General features: G+C 35.1%; 18 protein-coding genes. 1 reads left to right on the forward strand and 17 read right to left on the reverse strand.

What is annotated here, in order from left to right; translation table 11 throughout:
• Positions 1-106: 106 nt before the first annotated feature.
• The 6 genes from mbcS to betB all read right to left on the reverse strand — a co-directional run bounded on the left by mbcS (position 107) and on the right by betB (position 8,046).
• A complete protein-coding gene (gene mbcS / locus HMPREF3265_RS07010; protein WP_037551533.1) occupies positions 107-1,702 on the reverse strand; it encodes an acyl-CoA synthetase MbcS in 1,596 nt (531 codons plus the stop codon).
• A 166-nt stretch (positions 1,703-1,868) separates the two neighbouring features.
• Entirely contained in the window at positions 1,869-2,342 is a 474-nt protein-coding gene (locus tag HMPREF3265_RS07015; RefSeq protein WP_070580993.1) for an antibiotic biosynthesis monooxygenase family protein, read from the reverse strand.
• Positions 2,343-2,413: 71 nt separating this feature from the next.
• Positions 2,414-2,626: a YozE family protein gene (locus HMPREF3265_RS07020; protein WP_070485289.1), complete on the reverse strand. Its 213-nt coding sequence runs from the start codon at positions 2,624-2,626 to the stop codon at positions 2,414-2,416.
• 116 nt (positions 2,627-2,742) lie between these two features.
• Positions 2,743-3,924 (reverse strand): amidohydrolase, encoded by a 1,182-nt coding sequence (locus tag HMPREF3265_RS07025; protein ID WP_070485287.1) that lies wholly within the window; start codon positions 3,922-3,924, stop codon positions 2,743-2,745.
• A gap of 783 nt (positions 3,925-4,707) precedes the next feature.
• On the reverse strand, positions 4,708-6,414 hold the full coding sequence (gene betA / locus HMPREF3265_RS07035) for a choline dehydrogenase (RefSeq protein WP_070580996.1): 1,707 nt from the start codon (positions 6,412-6,414) through the stop codon (positions 4,708-4,710).
• Positions 6,415-6,555: 141 nt separating this feature from the next.
• Positions 6,556-8,046 carry a betaine-aldehyde dehydrogenase gene (betB, locus tag HMPREF3265_RS07040; RefSeq protein ID WP_070580998.1) on the reverse strand — a complete coding sequence of 497 codons (1,491 nt, stop codon included), beginning with the start codon at positions 8,044-8,046 and terminating at the stop codon, positions 6,556-6,558.
• A gap of 263 nt (positions 8,047-8,309) precedes the next feature.
• On the opposite strand from betB, the gene HMPREF3265_RS07045 reads away from it, so the two are divergent.
• Positions 8,310-8,864 (forward strand): choline uptake/conversion transcriptional regulator CudC, encoded by a 555-nt coding sequence (locus HMPREF3265_RS07045; protein ID WP_037551526.1) that lies wholly within the window; start codon positions 8,310-8,312, stop codon positions 8,862-8,864.
• A 59-nt stretch (positions 8,865-8,923) separates the two neighbouring features.
• On the opposite strand, the gene HMPREF3265_RS07050 is transcribed toward HMPREF3265_RS07045, so the two are convergent.
• The 11 genes from HMPREF3265_RS07050 to cysI all read right to left on the reverse strand — a co-directional run bounded on the left by HMPREF3265_RS07050 (position 8,924) and on the right by cysI (position 21,784).
• Positions 8,924-10,549 (reverse strand): BCCT family transporter, encoded by a 1,626-nt coding sequence (locus HMPREF3265_RS07050; protein WP_070861205.1) that lies wholly within the window; start codon positions 10,547-10,549, stop codon positions 8,924-8,926.
• A 363-nt stretch (positions 10,550-10,912) separates the two neighbouring features.
• The gene (locus HMPREF3265_RS07055; protein WP_070440922.1) at positions 10,913-12,205 is read right to left on the reverse strand and encodes an anaerobic C4-dicarboxylate transporter family protein; all 1,293 of its coding nucleotides are present in this window, start codon (positions 12,203-12,205) and stop codon (positions 10,913-10,915) included.
• 201 nt (positions 12,206-12,406) lie between these two features.
• Positions 12,407-12,673, reverse strand: coding sequence for a hypothetical protein (locus HMPREF3265_RS07060; RefSeq protein ID WP_037551523.1), 267 nt, complete (start codon positions 12,671-12,673; stop codon positions 12,407-12,409).
• A gap of 181 nt (positions 12,674-12,854) precedes the next feature.
• Entirely contained in the window at positions 12,855-13,634 is a 780-nt protein-coding gene (locus HMPREF3265_RS07065) for a CHAP domain-containing protein (protein ID WP_070440925.1), read from the reverse strand.
• Between the two features lie 521 nt (positions 13,635-14,155).
• A complete protein-coding gene (locus HMPREF3265_RS07070) occupies positions 14,156-15,526 on the reverse strand; it encodes a CitMHS family transporter (RefSeq protein ID WP_070440928.1) in 1,371 nt (456 codons plus the stop codon).
• Positions 15,527-15,871: 345 nt separating this feature from the next.
• Positions 15,872-16,471 carry an adenylyl-sulfate kinase gene (cysC, locus tag HMPREF3265_RS07075; protein ID WP_037551520.1) on the reverse strand — a complete coding sequence of 200 codons (600 nt, stop codon included), beginning with the start codon at positions 16,469-16,471 and terminating at the stop codon, positions 15,872-15,874.
• Positions 16,472-16,493: 22 nt separating this feature from the next.
• Entirely contained in the window at positions 16,494-17,666 is a 1,173-nt protein-coding gene (sat, locus tag HMPREF3265_RS07080; protein ID WP_070440931.1) for a sulfate adenylyltransferase, read from the reverse strand.
• Positions 17,667-17,717: 51 nt separating this feature from the next.
• Positions 17,718-18,587, reverse strand: a complete 870-nt coding sequence (locus HMPREF3265_RS07085) for a sulfite exporter TauE/SafE family protein (protein ID WP_011274744.1) — start codon at positions 18,585-18,587, stop codon at positions 17,718-17,720.
• A gap of 20 nt (positions 18,588-18,607) precedes the next feature.
• Entirely contained in the window at positions 18,608-19,219 is a 612-nt protein-coding gene (locus HMPREF3265_RS07090; RefSeq protein ID WP_070861206.1) for an NAD(P)-binding protein, read from the reverse strand.
• A gap of 43 nt (positions 19,220-19,262) precedes the next feature.
• Positions 19,263-20,027 (reverse strand): uroporphyrinogen-III C-methyltransferase, encoded by a 765-nt coding sequence (cobA, locus tag HMPREF3265_RS07095; RefSeq protein ID WP_011274742.1) that lies wholly within the window; start codon positions 20,025-20,027, stop codon positions 19,263-19,265.
• 35 nt (positions 20,028-20,062) lie between these two features.
• Positions 20,063-21,784, reverse strand: coding sequence for an assimilatory sulfite reductase (NADPH) hemoprotein subunit (gene cysI / locus HMPREF3265_RS07100; RefSeq protein ID WP_037551515.1), 1,722 nt, complete (start codon positions 21,782-21,784; stop codon positions 20,063-20,065).
• Positions 21,785-21,812: the final 28 nt, after the last annotated feature.

The raw sequence follows: 21,812 nt of genomic DNA on the forward strand, positions 1-21,812 counted from the left end.
AATTGGTATCGATTACTCAATCAAATACAAACTGATACACAAAAATAACACCTCGTTAGATGACCAAAGCATTTAACGAGGTGTCTTTTATACATTGAAATCGATATTATTTAAATCCATTTTCTTTATTATATTTCTCACGTTCAGCATCGCGTAATTCAACACGACGGATTTTACCTGAATTTGTTTTAGGTAATGAGTCTACAAATTCAATTGCACGTGGGTATTTATATGGTGCTACTTCATTCTTCGCAAAAGTTTGTAATTCTTTAACAAGGTCATCATTACCTTGATAATTATCTTGTAAAATAACGAATGCTTTAACAATGTTGCCTCGAATTTCATGAGGACTTGCTACAACAGCACATTCTTTAACGACCGGGTGATTTGTTAAGGCATCTTCAACTTCAAACGGTCCAATTGTATAGCCTGAACTGATGATAATATCATCTCGTCGACCTTCAAACCAGAAATAGCCATCTTCATCTATATGCGCTAAGTCTCCAGTAATGTAATAGTCACCTGCTTGAGCTGCTTTCGTACGTTCTTCATCTTTATAATAACCTTTAAACAAACCAGGGAAATCAAGTGGCAAAGCAATATTTCCTTTAACATTTGTTTCAACCGGTTGTCCTTCATCATCAACAATAGTAACACGGCTACCTGGGATTTCTTTACCCATTGAACCTGGTCGTGATTTAGTGTCTTTTAGGAACCCGATTAATAAAGTACTCTCTGTTTGTCCATAACCATCACGCACCGTTAAATTAAAGTTACTACGGAATTGTTCTACAACTTCACGGTTTAATGGCTCTCCTGCTGATACAGCACTGTGAAGGTGTTCTAAGTTATATTCTTGTAAATTGTCTAATTTCGCCATCATACGATATTCTGTTGGTGTACAACATAAGACATTGATTTCAAAGCCTTGTAGTAATTCAAGATAACGAGAAGGGTTGAATTTACCATTATAAACAAATGCTGTTGCGCCTGAACCCATAATTGATAAGAACGGACTCCATACCCATTTTTGCCAACCTGGTGCAGCTGTCGCCCACACTAAGTCGTCTTCTTTAATACATAACCAATGTTCCGGCGCCATTTTCATGTGTGCAAAGCCCCAACCATGAGAATGTGTAACAGCCTTAGGATTTCCTGTCGTTCCAGATGTATATGATAAGATGGCTAAATCGTCTCTTGAAGTTTTTTCAATATCTAACGTATCACTTTGTGATGTTTTTTCATCTTCAATATTAATCCAGTCCGTTTCGTGTCCGTCAATAATAAATTTCGTTAATGCGTCATACTCTTTAACGCCTTTGAACTCTTCAATAAAATCAGATTTAGCAATTACTGCTTTAATCTCACCATGTGTAATTCGATATTGTAAATCTTTAGTTCTTAGCATTTCTGAACTAGGAATAATCGCAATACCCAGTTTTAATGCAGCAAGATATAGTTCATATGTCATAATTGCTCTCGGCATCATGATTAATACTTTATCACCTTTTTTAAGTCCGTGATTTAATAAGACATGTCCCACTTTATTGGCATTTTTAATTAATTCTGAATATGTCACTGTAATTGGTTCGTCTACCCCATTTTCATAAATTAGGGCTTTCTTCGATGTATTAGAAGCATGTTTCTCTATTTCTGAAACAATATTGTAAGTCTCTGGTGCTAATAAACTTGAATTATCCATTACTATACTCCCTTTCAGTTCGACCTTATTTATTATCTTATCAAACGCTTTAGTCTGATGAAATCAAAATAATTTATGTAAACGTTTTTACAATTTGGTTTGAAATTGAAAAAGATTAAGCACATATGTCGATAACAATGACATTGGCTTAATCTTTATATCTGTACTAGAAAATATGACTTAAATCTAATTTTGACTCTAAACCAGATAGCTCAATACGCACATTATAAGATAAATCACGATTAACAATGTTGCGATCAACACCACGTTCAGTGCCTCTATGTTTATGGGTTTGACTATATTCATTAGAATTCTGCCAATCATAAAATGCCTGACGTTCTTCCCATAAAGTTAAAATAATATAGTGTCGTCTTGCTACTTGTGGACGTAAAAATCTTAAAGCTTTAAATCCTGGAACATTTTGTAAGTATTTAGGACGTTCTAAGAATTTCTTCTCGAATTCATCTTCCATACCTTCATTAATAAATAAATGATTTAACACACAAAAAGAATCATTTGATAAATCATCAATCACTTCTAACACATCATATTGATGTTCATCATTATTTTTCTTTATTGAAATCGTGTTATCGTTTTTTTCTTCTACTACATAAGTTTTGTAACTATCATTTAAAATCATGATTCTTATCCTTCATTTCTAAACTAGCACTGAGCTACTATTAAATTCGTATATCTATATGCGTTCTGTTATTATAATTGGCTTAGTTCATAAAGCGAGATAGAACGCTTTACGATTTCTAAAAATTCGTGGTCCAATGTTGTAATTTTCGTAAAATAACTAAGTATGTTATCAGAAATTCGTTCATACTTAGGAAAATACTGATCTTGGTTAATCCAATGTGCAAGTTCTCCTAAAGGGGTTTGGTCACCAATAAATCCCTGCATAAATTCGTAAAAACTCATTATCTCACCCCAGTGTTTAGATATACGCTAATACTATCATGATACATAGCTTTACACTAGTACTGGAAAGCCAACAATTTCTGAAGTTTTGTTGACTAAGTTGAGATAAGCATTTTTTATTTAGAATTTAAGTAATCTAACACAACTGCACCCACAGCTTCTGCTGCGACTAACATACTTTTCTCATCAATTTTAAATTTAGGATGATGATGAGGATACGCTTTTCCATCTTGAGGCGCAGCACCTGAATAAATAAATGTGCTTGGCAATGTTTTAGCGTAAAATGCGAAATCTTCTGATGGCGGTTGTGCTTCACATTCTTCTACCCCTTTTACATCATCTAAATCAGCTTTTTTAATAGTTTCTGCAACATAATTTGTAAAATCAGGGTCATTATATAATGCCGGATAGTCTTTACTAAACTCAAAGTCACATTTAACACCAAATGTTGCTTCAAGACCTTTGACCATTTGTTGTAATTCGTCAGCAATTTTATCACGTGTAGCATCGGTTAATGCACGCACATCACCTTCAAGCTCGATTTTATCTTTAATGACATTAAATTGACCTTTACCATCAAATGAGCCAATTGTTACAACACCTGTTTCAAACGGGTTAAGGCGACGTGAAACGATTGTTTGTGCAGTAGTAACAAAGTTAGCACCAGCGACAATCGCATCGTTTGCTGTATGAGGTGATGAACCATGACCACCTTCACCTTGTATCGTTAACTTAAAGTATGAGCGTCCTGTTTGAACATTTTCAGGACGATAAAACACTTTACCCGGTTCCATATTTGTCATTACATGTGTACCTAGAACATGATCGACTCCATCTAGCACACCATCTTCAATCATGCCTTTGGCACCGCCTGGAGGCATTTCTTCAGCTGGTTGGTGAATAACAATCACTTTACCATTAAATTGATCTTTCATTTCAATTAACGTTTCAGCTAATATTAACATATACGCGGTATGCGCATCATGACCACATGCATGCATCACACCATCATTTTTAGACGCAAATGACAATCCAGTATCTTCTTGGATTGGTAAAGCATCAAAGTCTGCTCTAATCGCAATTGTTTTTCCAGGATTACCGCTATCGATAGTCACTTTCACACCATTTTCACCGACATTTGTTTTAACTTCACAATCTTTGTCTTTATAGAAATCAGCAATATATTTAGGTGTTTCTGATTCTTGGAATGATAATTCTGGATGTTCATGTAAGTGTCTACGAATTTCAATCATCTTTTCTTCTTTCTCTTGTAGACGTTTTACTAGTTCTTTCATCATTATATCCACTCCTTTTTCCTCATTATATGCTTTTCTCTTTTAACAATGTTGTGTCACGGTTTCATATGTTCCAAACATGATTCAATGTTACATCCATTTTATAGTCTGCTTTTCCCGAAAAAAAGAAGCATATGCAAGCTTTGATAAATGCTTGTATACGCCTCTGTAAAATGATTATCGTTAATTATTTAGATTGTTGTTTAGGAACCGATTCAAAATGAAAATAAATATTCTTATCTTCAATGTAATGAGAAAAATAATTATTAGACAGTCGGAGCGACATATAAATTACATCTGAATCTTCTAAAATCAAAAAGTTTTGATAGCTATTGATTAATATTAAATCTCCAACATGATAGTGCTTATTTTGATTTTCACATTGACATGTGACTTTACCTTTTAAAATTAAATTAAGTGATAAATAATCAGAGGCTATATCATCCTTCTTAGTGTCAAACGTGATTTCATAATTAGTATTCAAGAGGTATTCATCCGCCCTTCTCAATCACTTCTTTCTATCTATAATATCAAACTTTGATGACTAAGAAGGTTTTAATAACGTGATATTGTTCTGAATGTTTAAAATCAAAAGTTAAATAGAAAAGGGGGAGTGAGTCAGAATTCATTTTGAATTCATTATCCCACTCCCCCTTCAGGGATAACTAGAACTAATAAAAGCTTAATTTAAACGCCTTCTCAATTCAGTCAGCTACTGCAAATTTGTAAAGTAACATTGATTTATTAATTATACTGGTTCTAGATTATTAATATAGTATTTTATAATTAGTGTTGGTAATATGGATCAAATTCCATTGCGCCAGTGTTTTCATCGCTTACGCCATGTTTATAATAATCTACATATTGCGGTTCCAATGGTTTCTTACCACGGATGATATCTGCTGCTTTTTCAGCAAGCATTAAAACTGGTGCATGAATATTACCGTTTGTTGTACGAGGCATAGCCGAAGCGTCAACAACACGTAAATTTTCCATACCGTGAACTTTCATTGTTAATGGGTCAACAACAGACATTGGATCTGAGGCAGGTCCCATTTTAGCACTACAAGATGGATGCAATGCTGTTTCACCATCTCTACGTACCCAATCCAAGATTTCTTCGTCTGTTTGTACTGATGGTCCTGGTGAAATTTCACCACCATTAAATGGATCCATTGCTTTTTGTGCTAATATATTTCTGGCTACTCGAATAGCTTCTACCCACTCTTGTTCGTCTTCTTTAGTTGAAAGGTAATTAAAGACAATACTTGGTTTTTCAAACGGGTCTTTTGATTTAATTTTCAAGCTACCACGTGAATTGGAATACATAGGACCTACGTGAACTTGGTAACCATGTGCTACTGGTGCTTTTTGTCCATCATATCTTACAGCAATTGGTAAGAAGTGGAACATTAAGTTAGGGTATGCAACTTGATTATTTGATCTTACGAAAGCACCACCTTCAAAGTGATTTGATGCTGCTGCACCTTTACGCGCGAATATCCATTGTAAACCAATCCATGGCATACGTTTAACATCTAAGCTAGGTTGAAGTGACACAGGCTCTTTACATTCGTGTTGAATATATACTTCTAAGTGGTCTTCGAAGTTTTCACCAACACCTGGTAAATGCATACGTGGTTCTATACCTTTAGATTTCAAGAATTCTGCGTCACCAATGCCTGATAATTGTAATAATTGAGGCGTGTTGAACGCTCCACCAGATAAGATAACTTCACCAGCCTCAACAGTATGATATCTACCATTACGTTTAAATGTTACCCCTGTTGCTTTGTTACCATCAAAATGAATTTTAGTGACAAATGCACGAGTCTTAACAGTTAAGTTTTTACGTTTCATTGCTGGGTGTAAGTAAGCTCTTGATGCTGAAACACGACGACCATTATGCACTTGGCTATCAAACGGTCCAAACCCTTCTTGTCTATATCCGTTCACATCTTTTGTTTTATGGTAACCTGCTTCTACACCGGCATCAAAGAATGATTTGAATAAAGGATTTGTTGCAGGTCCACGTTTTAATTTAATTGGACCGTGATGTCCTCTGAATTGATCAAATGGTGTAGCACCGTATGTTTTCTCTAGACGTTTAAAGTATGGTAAACAATGTGCGTAGTCCCATGATTCCATACCTTCTGGTTCAGCCCATCCTTCATAGTCCATTGGATTCCCTCTTTGGTAAATCATACCATTAATTGAACTAGAGCCACCAAGCACTTTACCACGTGCATGGTCTACTTTACGTCCCATATGCGGTTCTTCTTCCGTTTGATAAATCCAATCGTAAAAACGATTACCTGATGGGAACATTAATGCTGCTGGCATTTGAATGAATAAATCCCAAGGATAGTCACTACGTCCTGCCTCTAACACTAATACCTCTTTATCTTTATCTTCTGTTAAACGATTACCTAATACTGATCCTGCACTACCGCCACCAATAATGACGTAATCATATGAATTCTTTTTACTCATTATAAATTCGTCCTCCCTTAAATTGATTATTATGTCTTTTTATTTCATGTTTTAAGTTCGATACGTACAACTTTATAACTCAAATAAATAGAGTCGCATAGTTAATCAATATAACGACTCTAAAGTTCTAGCATGGACTTGTTATTTACTAAAGAAGTTGACTGGTTCTGGGTTTGTGTTAGTTAAGATGTGTTTACTAGTTAAGTACTCTTCCAAGCCTTCTTTACCTAGTTCACGTCCAATACCTGATTGTTTATAGCCACCCCAAGGTGCCTGTGCAAAGTATGGATGGAAATCATTAATCCAAACTGTACCAAGTTTTAATTTATTAGCTACACGTTGTGCTTTACCGATATCTTTAGTGAATACTGCACCGGCTAAACCATAAATAGAATCATTAGCTAATTTAATTGCTTCTTCTTCACTATCAAATCCTTCAATTGTCACAACTGGTCCAAAGACTTCTTCTTGAACGATACGCATTGAAGTATCACAATCTGTAATCACTGTTGGTTCAAAGAACAAACCAGCTTGTAAATCTTCTCGTTCTGGACGTTTACCACCAATCGCGATTGTAGCGCCTTCTTCTTTTGCAATTTCCATGTAACCTTCAATCTTATTGCGATGTTCTGTAGAAATCACTGGTCCCATTTCTGTATCATCATCGAAACCATTACCAAGTTTAATTTTGCCGACACGATCGATTAATGCCTTTTCAAAGTCAGCTTTAATATCGTTGTGTACTAATATACGTGAACCTGCCGAACATACTTGACCTGCGTGGAAGTAACCACCATTTAACGCTTGATCTACTGCAACTTCAAAGTCAGCATCATCAAAAATGATATTAGGGTTCTTTCCACCAAGTTCTAAAGCGATGTTAGTTACATGATTGGCCGCATTCTTCATGATATGTTTACCTGTTTCAATTCCGCCTGTGAATGAAACTAAGTCTACTTCTTCATGACCTGATAACGTATCTCCAATTTCCTCACCGCTACTTAATACTAAGTTGATAACGCCTTTAGGGAAGCCAACTTTCTCCATTAATTCGAATACACGAATGGTAGTTAATGGCGTAATTTCACTTGGTTTCATAACGAGTGAACATCCTGTTGCTAAAGCTGGTGCGATCTTCCATGAAGCTTGAAGTAACGGATAGTTCCAAGGTGTGATTTGAGTAACTACACCTACAGGTTCTTTAACTACTTTACTCTCAGTGTTAGGAATTGGTGAATTTATCATTTCACCACCATCTTTATCTGCTAAACCTGCAAAGTAAGTAAATACATTAGCTATATCATCCATATCCGCATATGATTCTTCTAACGTTTTACCAGTATCTAAAGTTTCTAATTTGGCTAATTCATCACGGTTTTCTGTTATTTTATCCGCAATTGCTTTTACTTTTTTACCTCTGACTTCACTTGTTTCTAGTGACCACTCGGCATCTTCAAATGCGCGACGTGCTGCAAGTATTGCTCTTTCTGCATCTTCAGCAGTACCTTCTGCAACCGTAAAGATAACTTCTTGGTTATAAGGATTAATAATATCTCTTGTATTTTTATTTGAACTTTCTACCCATTCACCATCGATATATTGACGATTAGACAATTTCTCTACAAGTTCCATCAAACGACCTCCGTTAAGTTTGTTAAATTTTTATTTAACGAATTTTACAAAACTAGGTTATCACACTTTTTACAGTCTTGCAAACAACACATATCTGCACATTTTTTACATAAACTTGAAATTTTAGTATCAAAAGTGCTAATAATGAATATGCGATTTTGAAACTTTTCATCAAACACTTTATAATGATTTAGAATCGAAAAAATAAACATCATCGTTTATTTCTCTTTTGAAAAATTACTAAGTAACAATGGAGGTGCACTATGGCACGTTCAACGAATTATGATCAAAAAATTGAAGAAGCAAAAGACCTTGTGATTAACTCAATCGGTGAAACGATGGATTTGTACGGTACGAATCGTAGCGTTGGCAATTTATACGGCACAATGGTCTTCGAAGGAAGCATGACGCTTGATGAGATGCGTGAGCATTTACAAATGAGCAAACCTAGCATGAGTGCTGGTGTCAAGAAATTACAAGAATTCGACATCGTAAAACAACAATTTACGCGTGGTAGCAGAAAACAACATTTCATTGCAGAAAAAAACTTCTTCCATTTTTTCCGAAATTTCTTTACACAAAAGTGGGAACGTGAAGTTGATACTAATTTAGAAGCGGTCGAAAAGGCACAATTACTGTTAGACGAAACATTAAAAAATGCTGACTTAGACGAACATGCTAAAGCAGAAGTCGATAAAATCCAAGCTCAATTAGACCACACAAAGCAATATTGTAAATGGTTAGAAAACTTAAGTAATGCCATTGAAAGTGGACAGATATTCGAACATTACCCAATTCCAGAAAAAGAAGATATTTAAAAAAGCTAGCAGATTTTCTAAAGTGTAAAACTTTGAAGAATCTGCTAGCTCTTTTTTATTTATAAGTTGTCATCATCATCTGATTTTTCTTTAACTTGCACAATACGTAATGAACGTCTCTCAATTTCTTTATGTTTATCCGCTCTTGTCTCCAGTTTAATCCGATCTGTATTAAGCGTAATAATAAACGATATCATCATAAAAATAAATATGACAATTAACGGTACACTCGCCAGTAAGGATGCTGTTTTTAATACTTCTAGCGCACGTTCACCACCAACTAACATAAGAGAGAACGGTAAAAGACATAACGCAAATGCCCAGAATAGACGGTTAGCCTTTAATGGTTCTCCAACAATTTTTTTCTGAGATGCAGCAGCTAAAATATATGAACCTGAATCAAATGTTGTCGCCAAGAATAAGAAAGCAGAAATCAAGAACAATACAACAATTAATGATGAGAATGGTAATTGATGCATTACTTGAATAATCGTTGCTTCAGTGCCGTGTGTATTTAAAAAGTTAATCACATTAAATTCACCTGTAATTTGTAAATACACAGCATAGTTTCCAAATATACCAAAGAACAATAGACAGCCTAATGTACCATAAATAATAGTACCTAGAATGACTTCTTTAAGACGACGTCCTTTTGAAATACGTGCGATGAATAGACCGATAAACGGTGCATATACTAACCACCATGACCAATAGAATATTGTCCGGTCTTGTGGGAAATTCGTTTCTTTACGTCCCTTAATGCCACCAAAAGGTTCCATCCAAGTGGCCATATGGAAGAAATCTCTCAACATATTACCAAAGCTTGTAATCGTTGTTTCCATAATAAATACAGTAGGCCCAACAATAAATACAAAGCCTAATAATAAGAATGATAGCCATACGTTAACATCACTTAATTTTTGAATTCCCTTTTTCAAGCCAGAATACGAACTGACTGCGAATACTACTGTGATTGTTAATAAAATGATTGAACGCACAACCATATTCTCTCCATCGATTCCTGTAAGTTTCTCTATACCAGCAGAAATCATTGGCACTCCAAGAGCAAGTGATGTTGCTGCGCCTCCTAGTAAACCAAAAATAAATAATATATCCACTAATTTACCTAAGAATTTATCCGTTTGTCCTTTTAAAACTGGACGACATGCTTGACTGATTTTATAAATTGGTTGTTTCTTAACAAATACTAAATAACCAATAGGTAACGCTGGTAACACATAGATTGCCCAAGCGATTGGTCCCCAATGGAACATCCCATATTGCGTTGCATATGTAAGTGCTTCATCAGACATCGCTTTCGCACCATTCGGTGGTACTTGATAATAGAATGCCCACTCAATGACACCCCAATATAAAATATCCGATCCAATACCTGCACAGAAGAGCATAGATGCCCAACTAAAGTTATTGAATTCTGGTCTATCAGTCGCCTTTCCAAGTGTTACATTGCCATAACGACCGAATGCAATATATAGTACAAAGAATAGAATGATTAATCCCATAAATAAATACACGGATCCAATTGAATTGGAGATTGCGCTATTGATATCGGTAATTACTTTTTCACTAGCCTTAGGAAATACCATCATCGGTGTAACAGCTACAAGTAATACGATTACCGTCCCTATAAAAGTCGGCCAATCCATAATTTTTTCTCGTTTCAATTATGTTCCTCCTCAAAATTGTTGTTTCGATAAAAATTAAAAACCACTTTCTTGTCACGGTTTATTCACATATTGACGATATCTAAAATTAAATAAAAATGCAAATTCCATTCAAATTATACTTTTCTTTTTATTGAATAAATATATATTTCAGACATATTTTAAAGCTTTAAAAATTGCCATAACAACAGTGTTAAGTTTAAACTTAACGTATTTAACAAATTTTATATTGTATTAATTTTGCATAATAATACTGTTATTGTGAATTTATATTTATTTAAATTCTTTTAAAATACCTGTTCATTTTCAAAAGAAAAGACCACTAAACTTTGAGCATTTACCCAAAATTAGTGGTCTTATAATCTATAATCCCAATAAAAATTTAATTAGAAATCCAACCACGATTGATACACCAATCGCAAAGAATCCTGGAATAATAAAACTTGTTGCACGTGTGCGTCCAGTCTCATCTAGATTAACTGCAAATAATAATGTTGGCTGTGCTGGAATGACGAAATTGACATTAAGCGTTTGGACCATTGCAATGAAATACATTGGTGGAATACCCATACTCATGACAATCGGCACCATAATGGAGGCTGTTGCAGTTTGCGAGATAACGATCATTGCCACTATGGCAACTAAGACAATGACTAGCCAAGGTATAGATTGAATTGTTTGTCCAATATCGTCTTGTATAATTTTTAAATTTTGCGGTGCATTAAATACAGTAGCACCTAACCAACCTGGGCCAAGTACTGCAAAGAGTGCACCAATAGCTGATTGCGCAATATTAGATGACAATATATCACTCGTGTTAATCTTTATCATTAATAAATTAATTGCGACACTCAAATACATAAAGAATTGGACGATTTCCGTCATAGTTACTTTAACTTGTTCACCATCAACATTAAATGAAGGCATTAAATTTGGAAAAATACCAAAAGTTAATATACCTGCAACACATAATAAAAATCCAACTACGCCTAATTTGGTTTTCGTTGTAAATGATTTTTTGACTGACACTTCAGGTGTATGTGCAATTTCACTTACAGTGACCGTTGTCTTACGACCAACAAATGTACAAAAGACACTTAACATTAACATCGTAATAATCGCTGTAGGTAATACAATACTTAAATATTGTCCCATTGAAATGTGATAACCAGCCATTACTGATATGATGTAAGCTGTTGCTGATGCTGCAGGACTACATAATAAGGCTAAATTTGCAGTCAAAACAGATGCGGTGAGTGGTCGTTTAGGTTGGATATTTGCTCTAACAGCAGTCTTAGCAATAATAGGTTCTAAAGATAACGCAATATTTGCGGTACCTACACCAAATACAAACAGAAAGACAATCATTGGTGCGATAAAAATAATGGATTTCGGGAAACGCTCGATAATTTTAGAAGCAAGAAAGACTAAATAGTCTATTCCTCCTGTAGCTTGTAAAGTACCACCTGCGATACCAATAGATAAAATGATTAAAACTGCAGTGACAGGCGCTGAACCTGGAGGCAATTGAAAACCAAAGATCATAATGAGTTGTGCCACAATGGCGAAGATACCACACCCTAATGCACCAGCTGTGCGAAGCCCTAATATAATAGCCAGTATCATTATGATGATTTCTACTACAAACAGTAGCATGATGAAAGCTCCTAACTTTTCTGAAAATTATTGTGATTTTTTAACATACATAGTTTATCACTTGCAGATGTTAAAAGTATAGAAATGAAGAAAAATTGAGATATTAAATGTAAATAAAATGTGAACATTCAACCTTACTATTCAATTTAAAAACCCTTGAAAGTATGCTTGATATAGCATCTTCCAAGGGTTTTATAATCATTATTTCTCACGATGATTAATATGCTCATCTTTGAGCGTTCCTTCTTTAGTTGGTGCCTCTTCATAGTCACCATCTACACCTTTATTATCAGTATGACCTTTTGCCATTTCTAAATTTTTCTCAGTTTCTTTTCGTTTTTCTTTTTTAGAGCGTTTATCATATGCTCGTTCTTCTAATAACGAACCCCAAATGAGACCACAAATAATCGCAATAGTTACAATAGCAATTAGAGCTAATATAATCCACTTAATCACATCAAACGTCATCTCTACTCACCCTCCTTCACAATTAAACATAATATTCTTTAAGCATTATTCTTCTTTATATTATGTTTCCCTTTATGGTTGGACTTCAATCACACGAATACCTATCTTGTCACAGTCTTTTCTCAAAAGAAAAAACCACGACTCCGTATGATAAGGAATCGTGGTTAAAAGTGATTTCAAATTATGAAATGTAGTTGTATGAACCAGCTTGGCTAGCTGAGATTGTACGTGATGAAACGACACCAGGTCCACCATTATAGTTCATTTCTGAAACTTTAACTGAACCATCATCGTTTACACTTTCAACATATGCAACGTGACCGTATGCACCTTGAGATGTTTGCATTACTGCACCTGCTTTAGGTGTGTTATTAACTGTGTAGCCATCTGCAGCTGCTGCAGTTGCCCAGTTATTTGCGTTACCCCAAGTGCTACCAATTTTACCGCCTACTTTGTCATATACATAATACGTACATTGACCTGCAGTGTAAAGGTTAGAACCTCCACTTGATTTACCAGCTAATGCTTCGCTACTAGAACTTGAACTAGTTGATTGTGTAGTTGGTGCGTTTTGAGTTGTGACTTTAACGTTACGATCTGAAGTTGAATAACTAGCACCTAAACCACCGCCAGCATTATTGTTTGCTGTGTATGATTGAGTGTATTGGTTTGATTGATTGTTATTGTAATTATAGTTGTAGTTATTGTTTGATTGAGTATTATTTACTGCTTGGTTGCCAGTGTTTTGTTGACCACCTTGTTGAACTTGAGATGGGCTCCAGTTACCTTGCCATTCATAATGATAATTACCTTGTTGGTCAATTGTGTAAGTGTAACTATATGAATATGGGTCATTAGGGTTATATCCATTATTGTTTTCCGCTGCGTTTGCATCTTGATGTGCTAATCCGAATGTTGCAATACCTGCTGTTGCAATTGTAGCTGTAGCGATCTTTTTCATAATAAAATATCCTCCTAGAATGTTTAAAGCTTATTTTTTCTCGTGGCTACCTGCAATTGACATATCAGAAATTTTAAATCATTTGATTCAAAATAGTTTTAAGAAATTTTTTCCTCGTTAAATAACGACAAGACATACTCTAACAGACACACAAGGGTTTGTGTGGAATGTTAAGGGTTTGTAAATGAATCATAATAATTTTACGTTTCATGTAATAAACATAGACTTATATTACAATTATAAAAACACTTCTATGACAGTGCTTATACTATATTAATCAACAATGTATATACCCGACTTGTAAAATATCTGATAATTTTAAAGATGTTTTATTTCATGAAAAGTGGGAAATATGAATCGTTTTCAAGGTTTGGCGAGGATATTTTGGAAGTATTTTTTATAATAGTAATGATAAAAAAATCAAATCCCCCCTTATAAGACATCAGCGACATACTTATAAGGAGGAATATGAGTTTAATTATTCAATTAAAATCTTTTAACAACGTACTGTATCTAGTAATTTAGATTGTAACTGTACCAATTAATACTGCTATGCCTAATAACACAATCGCAAATCCCCAAATCCAAAAGAATGCATACTTAATATATGTACCCATATTTGCCTCAGCGAGACCAATAGCTAACCATAATGCAGGAGAGAATGGGCTTACAAATGTTCCTACAATATTACCGATTACCATTGAATATGCTGTTGAAACTGGATTAATACCAAATTGACTTGCAGTTTGTTCTACTATAGGAAGTAACGCGAAATAATACGCATCTGTACTTGTAAGTAAATCAAGTGGAACACCAAAGAAACCAACAATGATATGTAAATATGGTCCAACGGCATCAGGAATGATCTTAATGAAATTTAAAGCAATTGACTTTAACATACCTGTCTCTTCTAAAACACCCAAGAACATACCTGCTGCTATAATAACTGCGGCCATCATTAATGCATTTGGTGCATGTGCCTTTAGACGGTTCATTTGTTCATCCACATTTGGGAAGTTAATCACTAATGCAATTGCAACACCAACCATAAAGGCAAATTCTGGCGGTGCAATGTTAGTTAACATCATAACTAATACGATAATCGTCAACAATACATTGGTCCAAATTACCCAACCATGTTTGAGCGCGCGTCCTCTTACAGGAAACTTAATGTCTTGATCTCGTTCGTAGTTTTTCACAAGTCGATGAATATCAATGTTTAATGTAGGTTCTACTTCACCGTTATCGATTGCCTTCTTAATTCGTTTCTTTTCCCTAAACCCTAAATAAGTTGCGAAGATAAGTACTAACACGAAGCCAATCAATTGTACTGGAATGATGCCATACCATAATTCGTTAACACTTTTCACTTTCAATACAGAAGCAACACGAGCCATTGGACCGCCCCAAGGCACCATATTCATAATCGCAGCACTAATTGCTAGTAAAAGAATTAATAAGTATTTGTTCATGTTTAAAGCTTTATATAGTGGCAATAATGCAGGAATTGATAATAAGAAAGTGACAGCACCTGCACCATCTAATTGTGCAAACATACCAATCAATGCTGTGACAATACAAACAATGACTACATTACCGCGAGTCATTAATATAAGTCGTTTGACAATAGGTTTGAACAGTCCACTGTCAGTCATAATGCCAAAGAATATAATTGCGAAGATAAACATGATGACTACGCTCATCACAGATTCTAAACCACTATTAAAGAATTTAACTAAATCTTTAATGCCGTATCCTAATAGCAAAGCACCAATACTAGGAATTAAAATCATACCAACGACCGGACTAATCTTTTTTGCAATTAAAAGTCCAACAATTGAGCCGATAATGATTATCCCCATTATTGTTAACCACATACTATCCCCTTGCATGTGAATTCCCCCTTATTTCGAAATACGCTTTCCACTTATATAGAAAACGTTTTCATAATTTTATCAGAAATCTGACTTTAATTTAAGACGATATGCAAAAAAAGCGTATGGGGTGGGACAGAAATAATATTTTCTCAAAATTTATTTCGTTGTATCCCCAGCTTGCTTAGCCTGTAGAATTTCTTTAGGAAATTCTCTTTGCTGGGGCCCGGCCTACCAGGCAAGGATGACTAGGTTTGAAAAAAGCTTGATTCAAGTACATTTTCAAATCAGTCAGCTACTAACAAAATGATAAAATTAGGCTGAGACATTTTATTTTGTCCCAGCCTCACACGCATAATAATTTTAAATAATTTCTTTATTCTTCAAATATTCAATAATAGTACTTACTGATTCTTCTACACTTTGATGTTCTGTATTAATCGTAATTTCTGGTTGATGTGGTGCTTCATACGGCGCACTTATACCAGTAAATTCTTTTATTTCACCAGAGCGCGCTTTTTTATAAAGACCTTTAGGATCACGTTGTTCACATGCTTCCACGCTACACTCTGTGTAAACTTCAATGAATTCTCCATCTTCTAAAATTTCACGAACTTCATCACGATCTGCTCTGTAAGGCGAAATAAATGCTGTTATAGCAATTGTTCCCGCATCTACAAGTAATTTACTTACTTCACCAATGCGTCGAATATTTTCCTTACGATCTTCTGGACTAAAGCCTAAATTCTTATTTAAACCATGTCTTACATTATCGCCGTCTAATCGATAAGAATGTTTTTCTAATTGAAACAAAGCTTTTTCAAGTTCTACTGATACAGTTGATTTTCCAGATCCTGATAATCCTGTAAACCATATCACTACACTTTTATGACCATTTTGTTGTTGTCTATCTGACTTAGTAACTTCAGAATCATGCCATGTAATATTACTTGATTGACTCATGCTAAATCCCTCCGAATTAATTTTATTTTAACCCTTTGATTAAGACTTCAGCTACTTCAGGTCTAGAGAATTTTGTAGGTAATGATTCACCATTTCTTAGTTTTTCTCTTACTTTAGTACCACTTAAATGTACATGCTCTGATGCGTCGTGTGGGCATGTTTTAGCAGTAGCCATGTTGCCACATTTTTCACAATAAAATGCATGTTCAAATTTCAATATTTGAATATCTAGTTCATCTTCAAATTGAGAAATTAATTCTTGTGCTTCATATGTGCCATAATAATCGCCCACTCCTGCATGGTCACGTCCAACAATGAAATGTGTACAACCATAGTTTTTACGTACTGTAGCATGTAGAATTGCTTCACGTGGACCAGCATAACGCATTGCCGCAGGATAAATGACTAAGCGCGCTCTATCTTTAGGGAAGTAGTTCTTTAAGATAGCTTGATAACTTTCCATACGAACGTCCGCTGGAATATCATCTGATTTCGTTTCTCCTACTAACGGATTAAGTACAAGACCATCTACAATTTCTAATGCAGATTTTTGTATATATTCATGCGCACGATGTACAGGATTTCTTGTTTGGAATCCAACGACAGTCTTCCATCCTAAATCATGGAATAATTGACGTGTTTCTGCTGGGTCTAAATGGAAATCAGAGAACTCATCATGTTTAGGTCGATTAATTAATTGGATTGGTCCAGCAAGGTAAACATTCCCTTTGTCATAAACCTTTTTAACACCTGGATGTGCCTCGTCAGTCGTACCATACACATTTTGAGCTTCTTTTTTCTTATCATATGTGTACTTTTCTTCTAATTTCAATGTGCCATATAATTCGCCATCTTCACCGTATAATGCAATGTCATCACCGATTTCTAATTTATCCGCTTCTTCTTCAGTAACTGGTAGTGTAATCGGAATGCTCCACACTAATCCATTTTCAAGATGTGTATCTTCAACAACTTTAGTGTAGTCAGCCTCACCCATAAATCCTGTTAACGGACTAAAACCACCAATACCGATTAATTCTAAGTCAGAAATTGACCAAGGATTTAAAGTAATCACTTTATATGATTGTGCTGCTTCTAAAAGATGATCTCTTTCTTCACCTTCTACTACGCGGTTAATTAATGTACCACCATGTGGTTTAATCGTATAATTAATAATCTGTTCATGTGTTGTCATTTTTGATAACTCCTTTTCCAATTAATTAGATTAGTTTACTCGGTTTTATTTTCAAGAAAAAGACAATTTTTTGTTGCGAATCACAGTGATAATAACAAGTATCACAATCGCACAAATAATTGCGAATCTTACAATATTTGAAATTGTGTCATCGTGTACGAAATAAGTCATTAATGCATTGCTATTTGTGAAGATGATTAAGCCACCAACACAAATGGCTAAAATATTAATTGGTAATATTTTTGTTAAATATGCAGAGATAGGTGCTGCAATCATACCGCCGACACTTAACGCAATAACAAACCACCAATTAATCTGAGTAATACCTAAGAAGATGATGAAACTCAATGACGTTGATAACGTTACAAAAAACTCACTCGCCGATACAGTACCAATTGCATATCGTGGTTGAATCTTATGACTAGCTAATAACAAAGGTGTATTTACTGGTCCCCAGCCACCTCCACCAATCGCATCTAAGAATCCGGCGATAGCACCTTGAGGCACAAGTTTGAAACCACTCAACTTACCAACATGTGTATGAATTTCTCTATTTCTTTTAAATAAAAATTGATACAAAATATATATACCCATTGAAAGTAAGAACAATGCGATATATGGCTTAATATAATCCCCATGTATTTGTGTAAGTAGACCTGCACCAATAAATCCACTTATAGCACCTGGAATAGCTAACTTTAACATGGTGGGCTTATGCACATTCTCAAATTTCCAATGTGATGTTCCTGATGCAGCAGTTGTAGCTATTTCTGAAAAATGTACAGTTGCCGATACAATGGCCGGTGCAATCCCATAAGTTAATAATATTGATGATGATGAGGCACCGAATCCCATGCCAAGTGAACCATCAACAAGTTGGGCTAAAAAACCAGCTAATGCAAATATAAATAATTTTCTCATATATCACATGCCCCCTGACATTAAACTTGTGATTGAAGCCATTGCTTGAATTCTTTTTGTTTCTCCTCATCCAAATAGTCCTCAGATAATACATGTTGTAATAACGCTTGCTTTCTAGATGGCTCTATCGGTGATGCTTTAATAAGTTGTCTACTTTCATATAAAAAATCGATATAACTTTCATAACGTTCATCGTAAGTGTCTTGCAATGTCGATATAATTTGTCGACCTAGTTTAGGACTTGCACCATCTGTAGATACACTAATAGTCAATTTGCCACGTCTAAGCATACTAGGAAACGTCACATTCCCCTTAGAAGCATCTGCAGCGTGATTTAACAATGTACCTTCTGGCAAACTATCTTTAACATGTTGATTTACCTCTGGTTGATTTGTCGCAATAATAACTAGAAATGCGCGACTAATATCTTGTGGTTCAAACATTTTTTCAGCCCAAGTCAATCGCTGTTGCTGAAATAAAGTATGTAATTCTTTGGTGATTGAAGGACTAACAATATGAACATGAGAACAGTATTCAACTAATGACATTGCTCGTCGAGTTGCTACCTTCCCACCACCAACTATGACAATCTTTTTATTTTGTAAATCAATCATAAGTGGCATATTGCTCATATTGTATCCTCCTTTTATGATTATTCTTTTTTATTATTAATAATTAAGGTAAGGTTATTTCTAAATCCGTAGTTTGTTCTTTAAACCAACTAATTTTTTGTCGCATTTGGACAACATCGCCAATAATAATCATAGCAGGATTTTTTATTTCTGACGCTTTTTCAACGATGTTACCTAACGTACCATCAATTGTTTTTTGAGAAGTCGTCGTTCCTAAATGAACAAGTGCGACAGGCGTGTCAATTGATTTACCATGTTCAATAAGTAGGTCACAAATTTCTGGTAATCGTTTAACACCCATATAAACACAAAGTGTTTCTGGACCATGCGCTAAATGTGCCCAATAATCATCTTTAGACATACCAGGTTTATTAACTGCTGTCACAAAAGCAACTGACGAACTATAATCTCTGTGCGTGACAGGAATGCCTGCATAAGCTGGTGCAGCAATGCCCGAAGTGATACCAGGCACAATTTCAAATGCAATCTGATGTTGTGCCAATATTTCTGCCTCTTCACCACCTCGGCCAAAGACAAACGGGTCACCACCTTTTAAACGAGTAATAACATGTCCTTTTTTTGCTAAATTAACCAACATCCGATTCGTTTCTTCTTGCGGTAATGAATGTCTATTCGGGTCTTTACCACAATAAAAGAACTTTGTCCCTGGTTTAGCTAAATCTAAAATGTCTTTATTGACTAGGCGATCATATAAAATCACATCTGACATTTGAATGGCTTTCATACCTTTGATAGTTAATAAATCAGGATCACCAGGTCCTGCTCCTACTAAATACACTTTCCCCATGTTGTCACCCCGTTTAAAATAACTTATTTCAAACTTTAACTATGGAAGTCTTGTCCTCCATGAACTTTAGCAACAACGCCCGAACGTATGACAAAGTCACCAAAATGCTCACCTTCAAGACGTTCTTTACCATAATCCATAAGAATTGGACGTAGACTTTCAAGAATCTCTTGTTCTCCAATATTCTCTTTGTACAATTTATTTAAACGTTCACCTTTGAAGCCACCGCCTAAATACATATTATATTTGCCAGGTGCTTTACCTATAAATGCAATTTCTGCAAGTGCTGGTCTAGCGCAACCATTTGGGCATCCAGTCATACGGATTGTGATTTCTTCATCATCCACACCCGCTTCATCTAATAAGTCTTCAATCTTAGAGATTAATGATGGTAAATAACGTTCTGACTCAGCCATCGCTAATCCACATGTTGGGAACGCGACACATGCCATTGAATTACGTCTTAATCCCGTATAATTTTTACCATCTGTTAAACCATACTGATCGATAAGACTTTGAATTTCTTCTTTTTTCTCTGGAGTTACATTTGCAATAATTAAATTTTGGTTAGGAGATAATCTGAAGTCACCCGTATGTGTTTCTGCAATTTTTCGTAATGCCGTTTTCAATTGATAATCTTCTGTATCTTTAACACGTCCATTTTGAATGAATAAAGTATAATTCCAAACACCTTCGTCGCCCTCAATCCAACCTAGACGATCGCCATTATGTTCGAATTCAAAATCACGTGGTTCTTCAATTTCCCATCCTAAACGTGTATTTAGTTCTTCTACAACTTTATCCACACCTAAGCGGTCAACTGTATATTTGAATCGTGCGTTCTTGCGGTTCTCACGATTACCATAATCACGTTGAATTGTTAAGATTTTCTCACAAACATCAACGACTTGTTCTTTAGGAACGAAACCAGCTAAACGACCAACTTGTGGGTACGTATCTGTATTTCCGTGCGTCATACCCATACCGCCACCAACTGTGACATTAAATCCGACAAGTGTTTCATCTTCAACGATACCGATAAGTCCGATGTCTTGTGAATAGACATCAATATCATTAGATGGTGGTAAGGCGATACCAATTTTAAACTTACGTGGTAAATATTTCTTACCGTACATTGGTTCAATTTCTTCTGAAGAATCTAATACTTTCTCTCCATCTAACCAAATTTCATGATAGGCATTTGTCTTAGGTAATAGATGGTCACTGATTTTAGTTGCATAATCATTAATCTCTTTATGAATATGAGATTGATATGGATTAGGATTACACATTGTATTACGATTCACGTCCCCACATGCCGCAATCGTATCGAGTACAGACTCATTAATTTTCTTCATAGATGTTTTTAAATTTCTTTTTAAAATGCCGTGAAATTGGAAAGTCTGACGTGTTGTTAATTTCAACGTTTGGTTGGCATAATTATTAGAAATGTCATCCATGGCAATCCATTGTTCAGGTGTAGCTGTTCCTCCTGGTAGACGCACGCGAATCATAAAGCTGTAAGCTGGTTCTAATTTCTGCTTGCGACGTTCGTCACGTAAATCTCTATCATCTTGTTGGTAGCTACCATGGAATTTCAATAATTTAGTGTCATCATCTGAAATAGCACCAGTAAGTGGGTCTGCTAAGCCTTGCTCAATTGTCCCACGTAAATAATTACTTTCGTCTTTTAAATACTCTAAAGCATCTAGCTTCTTATCAAGTTCTTCTGACATTTGCTTATTTGTCTTAGCCATTAAGTACCACCCTTTCTATTAGTACACA

It is taken from the genome of Staphylococcus sp. HMSC62B09 (assembly GCF_001839115.1).
Taxonomy (GTDB): domain Bacteria; phylum Bacillota; class Bacilli; order Staphylococcales; family Staphylococcaceae; genus Staphylococcus; species Staphylococcus haemolyticus.